The following is a 20,490-nucleotide window of genomic DNA, read 5'->3' on the forward strand; positions in this document are numbered from 1 at the left end:
GTGAATTTGACGTAATGTTGGTTGAGATTTTATTGTAAGTATTTAATAATTCACCTTACGTATAGCATTTAAAAATTGCAGAAAAGTACAAGACGTCTATTAGCGAGACCACGTGAGTGTAGTGGCAATCCACATTCATTAGATTGCTTCGTCGCTGCGTCGCAGCTCCTCGCAATGACGCAATTTTACTATGGCTAAATACTAATCTGGTTAGCTATACATAACATCTTTTTTTAGATTGCCTGAATTTCAGATAAATTGGCAGGCTAAATAGCGTTAGAACCCTTATAACATAATAATAACGATAATCGGATGCCATAGTAGCAAAAAATAGTACTATTGAAAAAACAATAGATATTGCTACGATATATGCCAAAATAACTTTCTCTGGATTATTAGATTGTTTATTTGTTAGAATAGATATTAAATACACAAATGTTAGTATAAAACTAATAAGATTTATTGTTAAAATCTTTGGATATAATTTTAAATATTTAATTGTCCAATTTTTTAAGTAATTCTTTTTAATATCCATACCATGTTTTTGAGCTTCGTTAAGTTCAATAAAGGCGTAATGATGGAATCCCCAGTTTTTCATTAACATAACAAAATTCATTGTACGATGTTTAAGAAAATCTAGTGGATAGTAAGTAATGGTTTGTTTATAAGCAGATTCCATTTCTTGTAACTTTATAGGATCTGTTGTAGAGGCATAAATCCTAGTATCACCAAAAATTAATGGATCAACCCACCTAGGAGTATAATGAACTTTAAGCTTTTCAAAACTATATAAATCTAGGTCTTCTTTAACATATTTTGGCACTAAATCATCATTATTGATAGCAACACTTACTCCAGCAATATCAAATAATTGACGTAATTGCTCTGCATGACTTTCAGCGGAAAAATGCTTAGTAAGTTTAGCATTACCATACATTATTGATAGCGAAATGATGCAGGTTAGTATTATTCTTATTAACAAGCTAGTTTTAAGATAAATTGACAATACAAACAAAATCAGAATTGGAGCTATAAATTGTGCTTGAAATTTAACACCAACAATATAAAAAACAATTGACAATAATCCAATAACTACCAATAAAGGAGCAGGTTTTTGGCGATAAGTATAAAAAATACAAGTAGCTACTATAAAAAAATTACCAAAGGTAAAAGCTACATCTTTCCAAATTGTTCCAGATTGGGATAATACATTAGGTAGAAATGGTATTACAAAATAAAGATATCTATATTTATTTTGTGAGTCAGCATAAAAAAGCAATAATATACCTCCCCACAAAAACACTAAATGCAATAATAGCATTATCTGTGGACCTTGATAGATATAATTGAGTAACGACCATACCATTGACATTAAAGGTGGATGATGTGTAGAATAGCTCCCACTAACGCTTTGTCCATATTGATCGAAACTATCAAACGACATCCCCCCAGGATAGGCAGAGGCAAAATGTAAAGACATTAAGAATAAACACAAAATGACAGGGTAATATTTACGCAAAAACTCTGTATAGCAATTCATGTTCACAATTTATTATTTCAAAAACTCAATTTCGGATTAATTTCATTTTGGATTAAAATTAAAAATTTTAATCCAAAACTGAGGTTGCAAATATGATGGTCTATAAGCCGGATTTTGTATAAATAATATTTCTATTACCTACTGCAGTTATTTATCTAGGATAAATATTACCATTTATCTCAAGCGATCCACCCACATTACTGCTAGTCAGAGATGCCTAGGAACACGTAAGTTCTGTAATGCCTATTTGATCTTGCTCTTGGTGGGGTTTTCCATGCGTAGCTTGTTGCCAACCTACCGGTATGCTCTTACCACACCATTTCACCCTTACCAAAATTTGATAACAAAGTTTGGCGGTATATTTTCTGCGGCACTTTCCCTAAAAGATTACTCTTCCGCTGGACGTTAACCAGCACCATATCTCTGTAGAGTCCGGACTTTCCTCGTAAATTCTAGTATAGATCTTTACGCAACTGCACGACCATCGAAGTGATTATGTTTTAATATAGTTGTCTCGTCAATGATTTTTTTTATTAGATCACTTAGTGCTAGTTAAAAACCTGCTATTATTGATCTTTTCAATATAATAATAGTTAAATTTATGGTAGTGAGTATAAAATTTGCCGCTGAATTACGGGATAAATTATATGGATTAAATCTTTCTGACCCAAAACATCTACAATTTTACCAAGAAATGGTATTTATTTTTATTAAAGGTAATGAAAATGAAATATTACAAGTATATAAAGACATTAAGGGGTACAACACTATAGGGATAGGCTTTAACATGGATAATCCAAAAGCAAAAATTGTGTGGCAGACAATATTTCAGGGGTTGATATCATTTGACAAAGTTTATAATGGCGATAAAGCTATTACAATACAACAATCTCGAATGATATATGACTGTAAGAGTGCTGTTAATCGCCTAGAGCTAAAAAATATTTATGGCAAGTCTTGGGATAAGTTAAAACCTAATGAGATGCTGATGATTGAGGATCTGTATTGGAATGGTGGTAATAAGCTAGTGGGTAAGTTTACCAAGTTTTTTAAGCATATGGTTCTTTATACTGAAAGTTCTAAGTTAAAATATTTAGCACAAGGATTAATCGAAGTAAGAGAAAATTCTAATAAAGAGAGAATTAGAGGAATTCAAAATCGCAGAAATGTGCAAAGTGAAATAGGTGACTCGTCCAAGTGTTCTGCTCCGGTGTCAATTATAAACAAGGCTATAAATCATCATTATAAAACTAATTAAGCATAAGGATATGATATAACTTTTTTTCACATCTACCTCTTGTAAAATGGACGAGAAGACACTATATCAAAACTTATCAAGTTGATTTATTAAATTGGGATTAGGAGTGTATATGGCAAAGATCATAGGTATAGATTTAGGAACAACAAATTCTTGCGTTGCGGTAATGGAAGGAAAAGAGCCAAGAGTCATAGCAAATGCTGAAGGAGTTAGGACTACTCCTTCAATGGTAGGATTTGGTAATGACGGTGAAAAATTAATTGGCGAACCAGCTAAACGTCAAGCTGTAACCAATCCAGAGAATACTTTATACGGCATTAAAAGATTGATAGGTAGAGGTTTCTCTGATCCTATGGTAAAAAAAGACCAAGATCTTGTACCATACAAGATAGTAAAAGCTGCTAATAACGATGCTTGGGTTGAAGTTAAGGGCGAAAAATATTCTCCAAGCCAAATTAGTTCTTTCATTTTACAAAAAATGAAAGAAACAGCCGAGAATTATCTTGGTGAGAAGGTAACACAAGCAGTCATTACTGTACCAGCATATTTTAATGATGCACAACGTCAAGCAACCAAAGATGCTGGCAAAATTGCTGGTTTGGAAGTATTAAGGATAATCAATGAACCAACAGCAGCCGCTTTAGCATATGGTTTCGATAAAGCTGAGAGCAAAATAATTGCTGTTTATGATCTTGGTGGTGGTACGTTCGATGTATCAATTTTAGAGATAGGTAACGGTGTATTTGAAGTTAAATCTACCAACGGTAATACTTTCCTTGGTGGCGAAGATTTTGATTCTAGAATTCTAGATTATTTAATTGATGAATTTAAGAAAGAAAGTGGTATAGATTTACGCAAAGATCCTTTAGCTTTGCAACGTCTGAAAGAAGCTGCTGAAAAAGCTAAAAAAGAATTATCATCTGTACCTCAAACTGATGTTAATTTGCCATATATTACGGCTGATAGCTCAGGCCCTAAGCATTTAAATATAAAATTTACTAGGGCGAAATTAGAATCCTTAGTGGCAACGTTAATTGATGATACAATAGAACCATGTAAGAAAGCTTTAAAAGATGCTGGGCTAAAAGCTTCGGATATTCAAGAAGTAGTACTTGTTGGCGGTATGACTAGAATGCCAAAAGTTATTGAGAAAGTAAAGGAATTCTTTGGTCGTGAACCACATAGAGGAGTCAACCCTGATGAAGTCGTGGCTCTAGGTGCTGCTATTCAGGGAGGAGTGTTAAATAAAGAAGTTACTGATATATTATTGCTAGACGTTACCCCTTTATCTTTAGGTATTGAAACTCTTGGTGGGGTATTTACTAGGCTGATTGATCGTAATACTACTATTCCGACTAAAAAGAGTCAGGTATTCTCTACTGCTGACGATAACCAGCATGCTGTAACGATTAGGGTATTCCAAGGTGAACGGGAAATGGCATCTGATAATAAAATACTTGGTCAATTTAATCTTGATGGGATACCACCTGCACCACGAGGATTACCGCAAATTGAAGTAACTTTTGATATAGATGTTAATGGTATAGTTCATGTTTCTGCCAAGGATAAAGCTAGTGGTAAGGAACAAAAAGTAACTATTCAAGCTTCTGGAGGTCTTAGTGATGCGGAAATTGAACAAATGGTAAAAGATGCAGAAAAAAACGCTGAGGATGATAAAAAGCGTCGTGAATTAATTGAGGCTAGAAATGGTGCTGATAGCTTAATTTATTCAACCGAAAAAACTCTAAAAGAACATGATAGTAAAATATCAGCTAGTGATAAACAAGAAGTAGAAAATAGCATAACAGAGTTAAAAGCAGCTTTAGAGTCTGATAATCTTGAACAAATTAAAGCAAAAACTGATGCTCTTATGGCTAGTAGTATGAAAATAGGAGAAGCTATGTATAAATCTCAGCCAGATGATCATAGTGAGGAAAAACCTGGGACGAATGATGACAAAGTAGTTGATGCTAACTACGAAGATGTCAGCAACAAGTAGGAATTTTAGGCTCTGAGATGTCATCCCAGCTTCGGTGCGGGATCTAGATTCCCCGCCCTACGCGGGAATAACATTAACCCTAGCAGGGAGACATAATGGCGGCAGGGGTGATGATCGCATAACTGTTGAAAGTTAGTAAATACAGCTTCCCTATACGTCTATTAGCGAGGAGGCTGTAAGGGCGACGAAGCAATCCAGTAACATCATTTAAGCTATAGATTGTTTCCTAGATTGCTTCGCTTACGCTCGCAATGACGCTGTGGTATAGGTGTTTGTAAACTTTCGACAGTTGCGGGGTGACGGCAAGGGTGATACCAACCATAGTACCCTACATTTTTTGTGTAATCGTACCTACAGACACTGCAATCGTCATTGCGAGGAGCTGCGACAGCAGCGACGTGGCAATCTTTATGCAGTATTATGCCTCACTTTACTAGATCGCCACGGCATCTAAAGATGCCTCGCGATGACGATTATACAAAAAATGTAGGGTACTATGGACACCAACCATCATGGTGATGCTGCTTAAAAGGATAATTTAACTAAATTTAAAATCAGATATTCTTATTATGTCGACAAAAGATTATTACCAAATACTTGGGGTTAGTAAAACTGCTACCCAGGAAGAGCTAAAAAAAGCTTATCATAAATTGGCGATGCAATATCATCCTGACCGTAATACACAGGATAAACAAGCAGAAAAAAAGTTCAAGGAAATAAGCAGTGCTTATGATATCCTAAAAGATGAACAAAAAAGAGTTGCCTATGATCGTTTTGGACATGATGCTTTTCAGAATTCAGGTGCAGCATCGTCAACTGGAAGACATAACAATAGTGGACCTGATATAAATGATATATTTGGTGAGTTTTTTAATGATTTTATGGGTGGCGGGGCAAGAAGACAACGACCATCAACTACTATTAGAGGTTCAGATCTAAAATATGATATCACAGTTACTCTGCAAGAAGCATTTCGTGGTATCGACAAAAATATTAGTTTTACCAGTGAAGTAAAATGCCAAACATGTAATGGCAACGGGTCAGAAAGTAATGCCGGAATGACCAAATGTGACGCTTGTGCAGGACAAGGGGTTACAAGAAGACAACAAGGCTTCTTTACATTAGAACAAACTTGTGGAAAATGCCAAGGTGCAGGACAAATCATTAAAAATCCATGCAAAAAATGTCATGGTCAGGGGCGTTACTCACAACATAGAAATTTATTAGTAAATATTCCAGCTGGTATTGAAGAAGGTACTAGAATAAGGCTTACTGGTGAAGGAGATGCCGGAGTACGAGGAGGCAATAACGGGGATTTGTATATTTTTGTTACTATTAAACCGCATGACCTCTATAAAGTTGATGGAATTAATTTGCATTGCAGACTACCAATTAGCTTTATTAAAGCTGTTTTAGGTGGAGAAGTAGAAGTCCCAGATATAGAAGGTGGTAAGGTAAAATTACAAATACCCGCTGGTACACAAAATGGCGAACAACTTAGGTTAAAAGGCAAAGGTATGTCTAAGGTTAGATCAAGCATTAGAGGTGATATGTTTGCCCACATACATATTGAGATACCAAAAAATCTTACTAAAAAACAAAAAGAATTACTAGAATTGCTGGATAAAGAATTTACAAGCGACAAAGATGAGGATGATGCTAGTTTTTTTAATAAAATGAAAAACTTATGGTCGTGAGATTAGTATGGTAATTCAAAAGTCATATCAATAGTTGATATAAATACAAGCATAACCACTATAGATGTCATCCGAGTTGCGGAGGGAATCCAAAAATAGCCAAGAAGACTATTAGATATTTTAGCCCCCTGCTTTCGCAGGGGTGACATTGTCAATAAGCGTTGAAAAATGACCCAGGAAGAGCGTTGAAAAATGACCCACATAAGTCTAGAACTATTGTTTTTTTTTCATACGATAACTTTCATTTCCCGTTTCAATGATATCACAATTATGACAAACTCTATCAAGTAGCGCTGAAGTCATTTTATTACAACCAAATATTTGTGACCATTCTGAGAATATAAGATTAGTAGTAATAATAATTGAAGTGTTGGAATGTATTTTAGATAATAGATGAAAGATAAGTTGACCGCCATTCTTAGAAAATGGTAGATAACCAAGCTCATCTAGGACTAGTACATCTATTTTTTGCAAGGAAGCTGCTAGTTTTCCTACCTGAGCAGAGTTCTTTTCATATTCTAATTGATTAGCAAGATCTACAAGATTAAAAAATCTTGATTTATAACCTTTTCGTACTGCTTTTGTACTTAATGCAATAGCTAGGTGAGTTTTACCGCTACCAGTACCACCAACTAGGATTATATTTCTAGATGTTTTAATAAACTCGCAACTATATAGATGCATAATTTGTTCTTGGTTTATTGGGGTATCGATAAATATGAAATTATCTATATCTTTTTTCTCAGGAAACTTTGCTGCGCTAATCCTACTTTGAATAGACCTAAGAGTTCGTGTTGTTAGTTCAGATTTTAATAAATTATGTAAAATATAATTCGAGGCTTCTTTACGCCTTATGGCATCAGATATAATTTCATCATAAGACTCAAGCATCCCTGTAAATTTTAGCTTTCTCATAACATTTATAATATCTTCTCTAGTAGATTCTTGATATACATTGTTCATTACTTACCTCCTAACTTGAGAAAATTATCGTATATCTCACAATTAGCTTTCGGGATATGTTTTAAAGTATGATATTCTTGGTAATTACTTGGCTCTGTTACTTTTAACTCATCTTTATTACGTAATATAATATTTAAAATTACCTCCTTACTAACAGTTCCTATTTTTAGTGCTTGGGTGCATGCTGATACTACTGCTTCTATGGATTCCATTGCTATATACGATAATATATGAGCAAAATCTCTTGTACCTGCTGGGCTGCTCTCAAGACGTCTTCTAACTTCTATGAGCTCTTCTGGTAAATTCATATTAAGGAATGGTTCACCATTTCTTAATGCTCCGGGTTTATACCTTAATATTGGCAGATAATGATTGACGTCATAACAAGTTTCTCCCTTAGTAAATTTCCGTTTATGACGACCTACCTCTTGACCATTATAAATAAATACTAGATGTTCAGCATATATCTTACATTGTACTATTTTCCCAGCACAACTACAGTGAACGCTATAATTATTGCTTTCATATCTAGCCAAACAAGTAATAGAAACCTTGATATCTATTTCTTTGCAACCGTTAAATAATACAGGCACGGATACTAAAAAATTACGTTCTAGTTGATATGCTTCATCTATAGTCTTATCTTTATATTCGGGGTGTTTATGAGAGCTATTATAAGTAACTAATCTGCTGGTTAATATATCGTTTAATTCTTGCAAGGTTAAAGCTTTTGGCATAGGAGTAAAGAACTGTTCCCGGTCAATCTGTACTTGTCGCTCAACCCTACCTTTTTCATTACCTCGAGCTGGAGAACATGCTATCGGTTCAATGAGATAATGTGCGCAGAGCTTTTCAAACTTTGGATTCCATTCTCTATTATTAGAGCCTTTTAAAACCTTACTGACAGCAGTCTTCATATTATCATAAATCCCTTTAGTTGGACTACCACCAAAAAAAGTAAAGGCTCTAACATGTGCATCAAATACCATCTCTTGAGCTTCAGTAGGATAAATATAGATAAATTTTTTACGGCTATAACACAAAACAAAGTGAGCTACTTTAACATTTATTATTTCTCCAGCTAATATTACTTGCTCACTACTCCAGTCAAATTGGTAAGCTTCCCCAGGAGCAAAGGATAAAGGTACGCAAGCTTTTATATTAATCTCAAAATTTCTATCATTCCAAGTGTTAATATAACGACTAACAGCAGAGTAACTGCCTTGATACCCATAAATCTTTAACTCCTCAAATAAAGCTTTCCCTGTTTTTTTAGGCTTTGAATTCTTATTATCCCGCAACATCCTCTCAAGACTCTCAATATATTTCCCGAGTTTAGGTATAGGTTGAATTATTCGTATATAATCAGATTTAATCTCTCCTTGCGTACGAATGATACTTCTAACTGTATTACGTGATATATTTAATTCTCTACTTATTGAACGTATACCTTCTCCACGACGATAACGTCCTAATATCTTTCTCTTACTTTCCATTATTAACATCTCTGATTTTATACTCCTATTATTTATTCTGAAAATAATAGAAGTATAGGTTGATAATAATGGATTAATAACGTACTACTTTTCCCACTTCTTAGGTGGGTCATTTTTCAACGCACATTAACCCATTTAGTGGGTCATTATTGCACGCTTTTTAACACTTATAACATATTTTGTACTTGCACTAAGTATTTTGGTGCATAAATAACTTCCAAATCTTTAAATTTTACAATAGAATACTATTATCATGGAATGTCATCCTGAATTTATTTCAGAATCTGTTGAAAATGGTGTAATTAGGATCACAACTGTTAAAAGTTAAAAAATCGTCATCGCGAGGCGTCGACAGACGCCGTGGCGATCTAGATAAACAGCGAAGCTGTTTTTTTAGAGTAACGCTTCGCGTATCTTGGATTGCCGCGTCGCCGCTTTCAGCGGCTTCCTTGCAATGACGCCACAACTGTTGAAAGTTAAAAAATCGTCTATTAGCGAGGAGACCGTAGGTCGACGAAGCAATCTATATGACAAGCTTTATGGATTGCCACGCTCACGTACGTTCGCTCGCAATGATGGTTTAAGACTTACAACAGCACTTTGCAATGACGATCTTTTAACTTTCAACAGTTGTGGGTATTATGCCTCCTCGCGACGGTTAAGGAAAAACTTGATTATCGAGTAATAAGTTCAGAATGACGCTGAGGTAATAGTATAAAGAATTCAAACTAATAGAGTTATATTAATGTCTGCTCAAATAATAGAGTTGTTAATTTTTGCTGGAGTCGCTTTTATTATTATAAATAGGCTAATTGCTACTCTTGGCTCTACATCAGAGGATGATCCAGCTAAACGCAAATCTTCCTTTTTCGGTGAAACAGGAATCAAAGACGTTACTTATACAGCAAAAACTGCTGCTGGTAATATTTTTAAGAATAATTTGCCTCATAGCGTGGTAAAAATCCATCCTATTAACCCTATGGAGCTTGATGGGTTAATAGTTGAAGAGAATTCCACTGCTATAATAGCCGGTCTTGCAGCTGTATCGGCTAAACTTCCATCATTTAAAGCAAGAAAATTTTTACATAGTGCAAAAGCAGCCTTGGAACTGATCATTGAAGCCTCTAATGATGATGATATTGAAGATTTACTTACATTGGTGGATAAAAGATATATACAAGAATTCCATATTTTTTCTGAAACCTATGGAGAATTTGTCAATGGCAGTGTACTAGATGCCAAAATTTCTGAAGCTTATACATTCGCTAATAATATTTTCATAAAAGTATTATTCACAGGTGAAAAAATAACTAGTAGTATAGAATATATGCAAGAAGAATGGACGTTTTCTAGAAGCCTTATATCTAAAAATACAGATTGGTTCTTAACTAAGGCTGATCGCCTAGAAGAGGAGAAACAGCCAGTTTCCTAGCTTCTATTGATTCACCTCACCCCCAAATTTGAAGATCCAATGAAGTTTCAACAAGAGTCTATTATTTTAAACAATGAACAAGACTCTATATCGTTTGCGCAAACTATTGCTAAAAATTTAGAATCTAGTGAAATTATAACTTTTTCCGGTGATTTAGGCTGCGGAAAAACATTTATATGTCGAGAGATTATAAAGTATTTTTGTGGTCCTGCTACTCATATCATCAGCCCTACTTTTAATTTGCTACAAATTTATACGACATCAAAATTCACGATTTATCATTTTGATCTTTATCGTTTAAACTACTTAGAAGAAATTTATGAACTAGGTATAGAAGAAGCCTTCCAAGGTAATCTTTGTCTAATTGAATGGCCAGAACTAATTGAAAAAATATTACCTAGACCTATAACCAAAATTCACTTACAAATACTTGAAGGTAACAAACGATCTTGTAGCATTGCTTGTTTCTGATATCCCTTGACAAAGTGATGTAAAAGTGTTACACTACACTTATCCTAAAACTCGATAATCAAGTTTTTTAGCATTATTAAAAAATACGTCATTGCGAGAAGCCGCTGAAAGCGGCGACGCGGCAATCCATGATACACGAAGCATACTAGAAAAAACAGCTTCGCTGTTTACTTGGATCGCCACGGCATCTAAAGATGCCTCGCGATGACGGTTAAGGAAAAACTTGATTATCGAGTAAAACATTAATAAAACTATACATCATGGCAACAAAAAACCCAAGGATCAATGTAACTTTTGAAGAAACAACTGCTGGCTTACTTTCACATTTAGCTCATCAGGAGCATAAGTCTGTTGCGAGTTTAGTGCGTGAATTAGCTCTTGAAGCTTTAGAAATGCGTGAGGACTTCTATCTATCTAAAGTAGCAGAGAAACTTGATAAGGACGGTGTCAAAACTTATAGCCATGACGATGCATGGAAGTAAAATATCAAGTACATTATTTAGAAGAAGTAATAAACAAACACATTCCTTCTCTCTCTACAAAAGCTAAGGCACTTATTAAAAAAGCTATTGAAGAGCGTTTGATGATCGACCCTATTGGTTTTGGAAAACCTTTACGTTACAGCCTGAAAGGCCATAGACGCCTCCGGGTTAGCGATTATCGTATTGTCTATAGAATTGAGGCGGAAATTAAAACGATTTTCATAGTCGCTATAAAACATAGAAAAGATATATATATATGATTGCAGTTATTGAATACGCAAATATGCATAAACCATAATTCGGGATAAGCATTATAATTCTTATCCTGAATTCGCGTCATAAGGATGATATTACCCCTAGAACTCCAAACATATAAGCGTAGTTTAAGTGATACAAAAAAGTTTTTTGTACTATACTCTGCCACTTTCAATAAAAATAATTAGAATGACCCTTGATAATATTATTGTATTAGTATACTTGGTATCAATACTTGTTATTGGTACATACTACAGATCTAAACTTATAAGTTTTACAGATTATGCTACCGTTCAAGGTAAGACCAGCAATAGTAAACTATTATTGGTTGCAACTATTTTCGCTTCATCTGTTGGGGGAGGTGCTACTTTTGGTATTGCTGAAAAAGCCTTTTCCGGTGATTTATCGTATAGCTACGGACTAATACTCACTCTACCAATCGATATACTCATAGCTATTTATCTTGTACCCCAAATAACTAAACATTATGGAGCAGAAAGTGTCGGCGATATAATGGTAAAATATTATAGTACATCAGGCCGTTTTATTGCTGGCACTGCGTCTGTTATGGTATCTATAGGCTTTGTTGCTGCCCAAATTAGCGTTAGTGGTTATATTTTTCAATATATTTTAAAGATTAATTATTTAGAAGGAGTAATATTAAGTTATGGAATTGTTATCATCTACACAACTATTGGAGGATTACAATCGATTATGTTTACTAATTTATTACAATTCTTTGCAATGATAATGGCTATTCCAGTTATTGCCATATGTGGTCTCAATAAAGTTGGCATCAGTGAATTTATCCAACAACTACCTAGTGAAAAAGTGTATTTTATCTATAATAATAATTTTGCCAGTGAGATATTTATTAATACGATAACTGCCATGCTAGGTTTTTGTGTAATGAACTTATATCCTAATTTTATTCAGAGGGCTCTAATTAATAATAATGCAAAAAAGACTAGTACCGCTATATATATAAAATCAGTTATATATGCTATATTCTTAATATTTATCACCTTAAATGGTCTGATTGCCTATAATCTTTATCCCAACTATTCTTCTAATCTTGCATTACCACACTTAATTGATCAAATAGTACCCTCAGGGTTACAAGGCTTTGTGATAGTTGGCTTACTTGCAGCAGTTATGTCTACCGCTGATTCTGATTTAAATGTCACCTCAATAGCCTTAGTGAAGGACTTATTAAATCCTATTTTTAAAATACAAAATCAAAAGAAATTATTGTTAATTGCTAGAATTACTAATGTCGTAATTGGCAGCTTTGCAATAATTATTGCCTTAAAATTTAATAATGTAATTGATTTAGTAATGTTTATTACCGGATTTTGGGGGCCACTAATATTAGTCCCTCTAGTATTTGCTCTTTTCAACATTACTATAACACAAAGAATGATGGTTTTATGTGGATTAAGCGGGATCACATTTTTTCTCATTTGGACATATTTTTTCACTCATAATTCTCGTCTAAAGGGGGTCTTTGTTGGTACTATGTGCAGTTTGTTAGTCTTCTGCATAGGATTAATTACCAAAAAGCTAGGTAATTCCCCGAATTTGAAAGTTGAGCTATAAGCCTTGATAAATAAGGGGTACAGTCGTACGTACAGTTAATGTTATGTCGAACTCAGGTTGTTTGGTAAATTATGTTACAAAAATCTAAACTTATAGGTAGTGAATTAATAAAATCTCATCTTGAGAATGCTCCTAATCTTCCTGGGGTTTATAAAATGCTGAGTGCTGATCAGCAAGTTATCTATGTGGGGAAAGCTAAGAATCTAAAAAAACGCCTTACTAACTATATTAAAACTGATCTTGACAATAAAACAATACGCATGGTATCTCTAACACATCATTTAGAGTATAATGTTACTAACTCCGAAATTGAAGCTTTATTACTTGAAGCACAATTAATCAAAAAGTTTCAGCCAAAATTTAACATATTACTTAAAGATGATAAATCTTTTCCCTATGTCAAATTACGTTTGGATACTGATTACCCACAATTAATTAAATATAGAGGAAAAAATTTATCTAGTGGTGAATTCTTTGGTCCGTTTGTTTCTTCAGAGCAAGTAGATACTACCCTAAAAGAATTACAAAAAATTTTTAAACTACGTTCTTGTAGTGATAATTATTTTAAGAACCGCAAGCGTCCTTGTTTACAATACCAAATTGGTAGATGCTCTGCCCCATGCGTTGGCAAAATTGGTAAAGAAGATTATAGTGAGCTGGTTAACCAAGTAAGAGACTTCTTAACTGGCAAAACTAAGGAACTACAAAAAACTCTGTCTGACAAAATGGAACAATTAAGTCTACAATTACGTTTTGAAGCTGCTGCCGAAATACGAGACCGAATAAAGGCACTGAGTTATATCCAACTAAAATCAACCTTATCTAGTAATCCTATAAAAAATGCTGACGTTATAGCCATTGTTGAAAAGAATAATTGTTATTGTATTCAACTGTTTGTATACAGGTTTGGTCAATCTTATGGAAATATAGCGTACTTTCCGTTTCAAACGGATGAAAGTAGCAAAGCTGAAATTCTAACACAATTTATCAATCAGTTTTATCAAACTAATCCAGTTCCAGATGAGATAATTATAAATCATCCAATCATTGATATAGAATTAGTAACTAAAGCTATTAAACAACTTAGTGCTAATAATAAATTGTCTATAATACACCCTATCCGTGGTAATAAAGTAAAATTATTAGAAAATGCTGAATTGAATGGTCAGCTAGCACTTGATCAGCATTTAAAACAATTTGCTAAAAATCAAATGATCTTCCAACAAATACAACAATTATTCAACCTACCACTACTACCAGATAGAATCGAAGTTTACGATAATAGTCACATTATGGGAACATTTGCCGTAGGTAGTATGATCGTTGCGACTAAATCCGGATTCGATAAAAAAGAATATAGGATCTTTAATATAGCTATTGCCAAGGGAGATGCCAAAGGAGGTGATGATTACGAAATGCTAAGAACAGTCCTAACAAGAAGATTTACAAGATTAAAAAAAGAACATCTAAAGAGTATAGTTAGTTTAATGATTATTGATGGAGGTAAAGGACATCTATCAGTAGTACAAAAAATAATGGTAGAATTTGGCCTTGCAATTCCATTTGTTTGTATGTCAAAAGGACCTGACAGAAATGCTGGATGCGAACAATTTCATATGCCTGGTAAAGAGTCTTTTACCATCAACAAAAACCTGCCAGTTATGAAATATTTACAGATTCTGCGTGATGAAGCACATAATTTTGCTATAAAAAATCATAGGCTACGTCGTTCCAAAGCCATTAAAGTTTCTAGTCTAGATGACATAAATTCAGTTGGTCTTATCCGAAAAAAAGCCTTGTTACATTATTTTGGCTCATATAAAGCAATATGCGATGCTACTATTGAGGAATTATCTAAAGTAAAAGGTATCAGCCAAACTCTTGCAAAGCATATTTTTACATCATTACATAATAAATAACCTAAATTTGATTATAACTCTTCTAAGTAGTTTTTATAAAATTCATTAACAAAAATCATCTTTGGATCATATTTATTCTTTATTGTTTTAAATTGATGAAATTTTGGGTAAGATTGTATAAACTGCGACCTTGTTTGATAAGGCCTATAAGGAAGATAATAACTGCCGTTTAACTGTAAAGCTTTATTAGTTATCTTCATTGCCGCTCTGCCTATATCTTGATCAAATTTCTCAGTTTTAGGACCGCGTAATAACATCACAAAGCATAACATCTCTTCTTTTGCATAATTTAGCAAGGTTTCAGAATCTCCCTCAATATGTCTCAAGGTAAGATTCATAAGATAAGGGCTAATATCCTTTTGAAGAGTCTGCAAGAAACTGACAAATTCATTAAAACGGTTTATAGGAATAAAATATTCTTGTAACAGATCTATTTTTTTGGGATCTTTAGTAGTATAGACTTTTGTAGACTGGTATAATAATTGATTTCGTGATGCTGTTTTAAAAACTTTGTTAGCCGCTTTACTTGTCTCAATATACCAACGAATCTTCTTAAAAAATTGGTTATTATAAGTGGAGGCAAATAATAAGCTAACAAATTCATCGCTTCCGTTTAAAACGGAAAGAGAAGAATTAGCAATTGGTAAATCATAATCTTCATATATCTTTACAATAAGCCTCTTTAAAAAGTATCTTTTGCTAATAGAAAACCTACCGAAGAACATATGGGCTTTTGAATTATCTTTAACCTCTCTCTGAAAATAACTAGGAAATTCACCTATATTAAAAATCTCTTGTTTCAACCGATATAATCTATTTGGAACTATTTTAAGATCAACATCTATGATAACTCCAAACATTCCATAACCACCTATTGCAGCTTTAAACAAATCATAATTCTCGCTTCGATTACAGTAAATTACCTTCCCTTCAGAAGTTAAAATATGAAAACCATGAATGGTAGAAACCATTGGTGGTTTATTAGCTTGCCAACCATGAACATTAGTTGAGACTGTACCCCCTATGCTAAAATCATAATCTGATTGCATAACAGCAATAGATAAGCCTAGAGGATTTAGGTATTCAATCACTTGTTTCCATGTTGCTCCAGCTTGTATCCTCACTAAGCTGGTTCCTAAAAGTTCTATATTATTAAGATTAGATAAGTCTAGAACTATACCCCCTCGGCTATAGCTGTGTCCTCCTTGGCTATGCTGCGTTCCTTTCACAGTAATATGAGTCTTTTTATCTTGTGCTTTGTTAATTATTTTTTTTATATACTCAATACTATCCTCTCTAGGAATAACTTCGTACCTAGAGATTTCAGTATCATGTAAGCTACCTGTATCATGAGTAACAGGTAAAGCTTGTACTTTAACTACAAAAAAACATGTTAAAATTAAGATGATTCGAATAATCATTATTGTCTCATGGCATATTTTTAGCAGGGTAATTTATATCTATAACAACTATTAATTATGACTTTTACATTACCCTGTTAACTACGGGTAAATCCACCTTTAATATTTGGTTTTAGATGTTGAGGAGAAGTTACATTATCTGCTTTACCTGTTATTGCTTTTATTTTTGTCTCTTGATGTGAATCATTGGAAGGAACTTTATTAATACTGTTTCTGATAATCGACTTAGTATCTGCTAAATATTTAGAAAACCATTCATTATCGTCCACTAGTGAGCTAATATTTTGTTTAAATTCATTCACCTTTTCACTAGCGTTTGGTTTATTACTAATAACAGCTGAAATGACTGAAACAGCAGAAGAAATTACTCTTTTAATTTTCTTAAACACTGGAGCATCTATTACTTCTTGTTTTTTTTCACACCATTCAGCTAATTTTTTAAATTCTTTTTCAACACTATTGATATTACACTTTTGAAATTGAGAGTATATTGACTTACTATGGTCTTGTAACTCTTTTGCATTTTGTTTACCAATTAATATAGATAAGCTGCCAAAATTATCCGTATTCATAGTTAGCTGACAAACTGAATCAACTATCTCTTTAATTTTCGCGAAGTCTTTAGCTATGCTTTCATTCAGAGCTTTTTGTGTTACGTTTTTTATAAAATTAGACCTTTCTTCTGTTGCTCCAGTACAAATTTGCTCAAAGCCTGCAGCTATATCTGCAACTGAGGGCTTAAGCTCCGGGTAGTCTGATAGCATACGGCTTAGACCTTTTTCATACTTTGAGATAATTAATTCATCTTGATCTTTAATAGGGTCAGTTCTTCTACTGATAATGTCAACTGTCTGAATCATTTCCTTTAATGTTCCATCACTAACTTCATTAAGTATTATACCTTTCTCATTAAAAATTTTTGTAATTACACTATAAGCAATTTCTTTTTCATTTGTTCCCATTTTATACCTCCTGTTATTTATGGTAATTTAAAAGTCACACTCTAGAGTTGAAATAAGTAATTATTAAGAACATCAAACGTCATTGCGAGAAGACACGAAGTGCCGCCGAAGCAATCCAGGAAACAAAAAAAAATTAAATTACCGTATTTTTGCTGGATTGCTTCGGCGGTTGCAGCAAGCAACCTCCTCGCAATGACGTTTGTAAGCACATATCCACCTAAAATTATTTTGGTTTTTCAACTTTAAAGCGTGACTTTTAAATTACCCTAATGCCTAAGGAGAATAATTCTCATCATGCTTAGTTAATAACTCACGAGCTATGAATATATTACCTGATAACTTACCTACAGCTACTATCCCTTGATTCTCACGAAATAAGGCGGGTAAAACCCCTTGGTAAGATATTTCTAGGTCTTTAATGTTATCTGTAATGACAAAATGCACTTTATCAGCAGTCACTTTTCTGATTGAACCTACTTTAACTAAGCCCCCTACCCTCAATTCTTTGCCAAGTTTTGACTCGTTAATTTTTGACGGAGGGTAAAAAAATACTATACTATCTTCAAGATTGTATAATATCATATATATTCCCCCAGCACTGCATAAAAGGTAAAATAATATAAACTTTAATCTATTTTTTACCTTTTTTTGCATTATTTGATCTAACTTTAATTTTATTATAATCTAGCCAACTTGTTATTAACAATAAGGCAAGAGCACCAAGAGCAAACAGGTATGAGGCTAGTAGATAATAAAACATCTTAATCTCTTTTTTGATTTTGCTGCTTCACTCTAACAAAATCTATAATCTCTTGAGCTGAACTATTTAAGTAAAAATGCTTTATATATTTCCCTTGTTGATCCATTAAATAACTAAAAGAAGAATGATCAATCATATAATTTTCACCATCATTTGCTCTAGCATAATACACTTTAAATTTATCAGCAACCTCTTTAATTTGTTGTTCATTACCCGTTAAACCAATAAATTTAGGATTAAAATGCTTTAAATATTCTTTAAGCACTGCTGGAGTATCACGCTGAGGATCTACAGTAATAAAAACAAATTCAACATCAATTTTATATTTATCAAGAGTATTAATGACCTCTGTTAATTTTTGCAAAGAAGTAGGACAAATATCAGGGCAATAAGTAAAACCAAAATAAATTAAACTTAATTTTCCTTTCAAACTATCACTATTGAAAGTCTTACCATCTTGATCAGTTAACTCAAAATTTCCACCAATTTGCACGTCAATATTATCCCCTCCTCCCTTTCCAGCAAGGGGTTTTTGCGGCACATCAAAAGATAACCAAAGATACAATGACGTAATAGTTATCAATAAACCTACTGCTAAAATAATTTTTATAATAATATTAGCCTGACATTTCTTAGTCTGACATCTCTCTTGCATTAGATCCTTCATTTATAGGGTTATTATAAGCTCAATTTGGTATAAAATATTTAACTTTACGCATAATCCCCATGGCAATTTAAAAATTGCAGAAAAGTACAAGACGTCATTGCGAGACCACGTAAGTGTAGTGGCAATCCACATTTATTGGATTGCTTCGTCGCCACCAAAGTGGCTCCTCGCAATGACTTTAGGCTATTCTCCCTATGACTTTTAAATGCCATGTGTAAGGTGAGTATTTAATAATCTCGATCTCATCCCTGCACCTTCAGTACTTAAACTTATATGTTATGCATTCAATATTTGTGCTACTTCTAATGCAGCGTAAGTAACAATGCTACTAGCACCAGCACGCTTAAAACATAATAATGATTCTATTATGCTTGCTTGCCAATTTAAGGCATTGGCATCTGCCGCAAATCTTAACATAGAATATTCACCACTTACCTGATAGGCAAATATAGTAGTATTAAAGTTATTGGCCGCTTGTGCTATGACGTCCAAAAACATCATACCAGGTTTAATCATAATCATATCTGCACCTTCGGCAAGATCATGTTCTATCTCTAACATAGCTTCCCTGCTATTACGTATATCCATTTGGTAGGTCGCTTTATTTAGATAAGCTATCTTATTATTGTTCAATGCATCTCTGAATGGGGCATAAAAACTTGAAGCATATTTTACCGCATAAGATAGTATATTAACGTTAATAAACCCTTCTGAATCCAATATTTGACGTATGCCCATAATCCTACCATCCATCATATCAGATGGGGCTACAATATCTACCCCAGCTTTTGCTAAAACTAGAGCTTGGTTGCACAAAGCTTTAACAGTTTTATCATTATCTACATCCCCATTATGTAGAATACCATCATGTGCATGGGTAGTGTAAGGATCTAGGGCAACATCGCATATTATACCAATATCGATGTTGGCATTTTTTATACTTCGTATAGTTCTGCACATTAAATTGTCTAGATTATATGCCTCATCAGCATTATCGCTTTTTAATTTTGCATCTATACAAGGAAAGAGTATTATAGCATTTATGCCATTTTCATAAGCTTGCCTAGCCGTCAACACTACTTGATCAATAGATAATCTATATACGCCAGGCATAGTTTTGATCTCTTGACGCTGGTTCTCGCCCTCAACCACAAATAATGCTAGCACCAAATCATCCACGCCAAGCCTATTCTCCGCTACTAATTCTCTTAGCCACCGCGTTTTTCTATTTCTTCTTAATCGTACTGTTGGATACATCACTTTTCCACGTTTTTTTGTTTAATATACTCGATGAAAATCAAGAATTGCGTTGTCGTCTTCAGGGATTTTCGGTGCTCACGTACTATATGTACGCTCCGCTCCTCGACCCTTCGACTCCTAGCACTTCATGATTTTGATCTTCGTCTATCAACTCTTCATTTACGAGCAGTATACTAGTTATATCACAATTAATACACCCACTAAGCAATATTTAATATTTAATCGATAAAAATTATCATTCTCTTCACTTAATACTGATAATTCAGTTATTTTTAGTCTTTAAAGACTCTCTTGCCATAGTGCCCTACA

The 20,490-nt window shown here is 33.6% G+C and carries 18 protein-coding genes and 1 other RNA gene; 9 read left to right on the forward strand and 10 right to left on the reverse strand.

The annotated features are described in order from the left end of the window. Positions 1-214 precede the first annotated feature (214 nt). Together AB3211_RS06715 and rnpB are read right to left on the reverse strand one after the other, a co-directional pair. Positions 215-1,546: a hypothetical protein gene (locus AB3211_RS06715; protein ID WP_367364064.1), complete on the reverse strand. Its 1,332-nt coding sequence runs from the start codon at positions 1,544-1,546 to the stop codon at positions 215-217. An 81-nt stretch (positions 1,547-1,627) separates the two neighbouring features. After that, an RNA gene (gene rnpB / locus AB3211_RS06720) (RNase P RNA component class A) lies at positions 1,628-2,029 on the reverse strand. 112 nt (positions 2,030-2,141) lie between these two features. Here rnpB and AB3211_RS06725 point away from each other — a divergent pair. From AB3211_RS06725 to dnaJ, 3 genes are all read left to right on the forward strand, one after another. Beyond that, the gene (locus AB3211_RS06725; protein WP_367364065.1) at positions 2,142-2,798 is read left to right on the forward strand and encodes a hypothetical protein; all 657 of its coding nucleotides are present in this window, start codon (positions 2,142-2,144) and stop codon (positions 2,796-2,798) included. Positions 2,799-2,910: 112 nt separating this feature from the next. Continuing rightward, complete coding sequence (gene dnaK, locus AB3211_RS06730; protein ID WP_367364066.1) at positions 2,911-4,797, forward strand: molecular chaperone DnaK; 1,887 nt, start codon at positions 2,911-2,913, stop codon at positions 4,795-4,797. 569 nt (positions 4,798-5,366) lie between these two features. After that, positions 5,367-6,494 (forward strand): molecular chaperone DnaJ, encoded by a 1,128-nt coding sequence (gene dnaJ / locus AB3211_RS06735; protein ID WP_367364067.1) that lies wholly within the window; start codon positions 5,367-5,369, stop codon positions 6,492-6,494. A gap of 213 nt (positions 6,495-6,707) precedes the next feature. Here dnaJ and istB read toward each other — a convergent pair whose 3' ends face one another. Further along, positions 6,708-7,457, reverse strand: coding sequence for an IS21-like element helper ATPase IstB (gene istB, locus AB3211_RS06740; RefSeq protein ID WP_367363705.1), 750 nt, complete (start codon positions 7,455-7,457; stop codon positions 6,708-6,710). Further along, the gene (gene istA, locus AB3211_RS06745; RefSeq protein WP_367363704.1) at positions 7,457-8,953 is read right to left on the reverse strand and encodes an IS21 family transposase; all 1,497 of its coding nucleotides are present in this window, start codon (positions 8,951-8,953) and stop codon (positions 7,457-7,459) included. The genes istB and istA overlap by 1 nt, the downstream gene beginning before the upstream one ends. A gap of 745 nt (positions 8,954-9,698) precedes the next feature. Here istA and AB3211_RS06750 point away from each other — a divergent pair. From AB3211_RS06750 to uvrC, 6 genes are all read left to right on the forward strand, one after another. Continuing rightward, positions 9,699-10,385, forward strand: a complete 687-nt coding sequence (locus tag AB3211_RS06750) for a hypothetical protein (protein ID WP_367364068.1) — start codon at positions 9,699-9,701, stop codon at positions 10,383-10,385. Positions 10,386-10,424: 39 nt separating this feature from the next. Further along, positions 10,425-10,856 (forward strand): tRNA (adenosine(37)-N6)-threonylcarbamoyltransferase complex ATPase subunit type 1 TsaE, encoded by a 432-nt coding sequence (tsaE, locus tag AB3211_RS06755; protein ID WP_367364069.1) that lies wholly within the window; start codon positions 10,425-10,427, stop codon positions 10,854-10,856. Between the two features lie 260 nt (positions 10,857-11,116). Further along, on the forward strand, positions 11,117-11,338 hold the full coding sequence (locus AB3211_RS06760; RefSeq protein ID WP_341754689.1) for a DUF6290 family protein: 222 nt from the start codon (positions 11,117-11,119) through the stop codon (positions 11,336-11,338). After that, positions 11,329-11,598 carry a type II toxin-antitoxin system RelE family toxin gene (locus AB3211_RS06765; RefSeq protein ID WP_367364070.1) on the forward strand — a complete coding sequence of 90 codons (270 nt, stop codon included), beginning with the start codon at positions 11,329-11,331 and terminating at the stop codon, positions 11,596-11,598. Before AB3211_RS06760 ends, AB3211_RS06765 begins: the two co-directional genes overlap by 10 nt. 175 nt (positions 11,599-11,773) lie before the next feature. Then, positions 11,774-13,192 carry a sodium:solute symporter gene (locus tag AB3211_RS06770; RefSeq protein ID WP_367364837.1) on the forward strand — a complete coding sequence of 473 codons (1,419 nt, stop codon included), beginning with the start codon at positions 11,774-11,776 and terminating at the stop codon, positions 13,190-13,192. Positions 13,193-13,263: 71 nt separating this feature from the next. Then, entirely contained in the window at positions 13,264-15,111 is a 1,848-nt protein-coding gene (gene uvrC / locus AB3211_RS06775; RefSeq protein WP_367364071.1) for an excinuclease ABC subunit UvrC, read from the forward strand. Positions 15,112-15,122: 11 nt separating this feature from the next. On the opposite strand, the gene AB3211_RS06780 is transcribed toward uvrC, so the two are convergent. The 6 genes from AB3211_RS06780 to hemB form a co-directional block, all read right to left on the reverse strand. After that, positions 15,123-16,532, reverse strand: coding sequence for an FAD-dependent oxidoreductase (locus AB3211_RS06780; RefSeq protein WP_367364072.1), 1,410 nt, complete (start codon positions 16,530-16,532; stop codon positions 15,123-15,125). Between the two features lie 77 nt (positions 16,533-16,609). Next, entirely contained in the window at positions 16,610-17,494 is an 885-nt protein-coding gene (locus AB3211_RS06785) for a hypothetical protein (RefSeq protein WP_367364073.1), read from the reverse strand. A gap of 273 nt (positions 17,495-17,767) precedes the next feature. Continuing rightward, positions 17,768-18,148 (reverse strand): cytochrome c maturation protein CcmE, encoded by a 381-nt coding sequence (ccmE, locus tag AB3211_RS06790; RefSeq protein WP_341753758.1) that lies wholly within the window; start codon positions 18,146-18,148, stop codon positions 17,768-17,770. Beyond that, positions 18,126-18,254, reverse strand: a complete 129-nt coding sequence (locus AB3211_RS06795; protein ID WP_367364074.1) for a hypothetical protein — start codon at positions 18,252-18,254, stop codon at positions 18,126-18,128. Before AB3211_RS06795 ends, ccmE begins: the two co-directional genes overlap by 23 nt. Position 18,255: 1 nt before the next feature. After that, complete coding sequence (locus AB3211_RS06800; protein ID WP_367364075.1) at positions 18,256-18,909, reverse strand: SCO family protein; 654 nt, start codon at positions 18,907-18,909, stop codon at positions 18,256-18,258. A 288-nt stretch (positions 18,910-19,197) separates the two neighbouring features. Continuing rightward, positions 19,198-20,178, reverse strand: coding sequence for a porphobilinogen synthase (gene hemB, locus AB3211_RS06805; protein WP_367364076.1), 981 nt, complete (start codon positions 20,176-20,178; stop codon positions 19,198-19,200). Positions 20,179-20,490: the final 312 nt, after the last annotated feature.

The sequence above is a fragment of the Candidatus Tisiphia endosymbiont of Nedyus quadrimaculatus genome, from assembly GCF_964059235.1.
Lineage (GTDB): Bacteria > Pseudomonadota > Alphaproteobacteria > Rickettsiales > Rickettsiaceae > Tisiphia.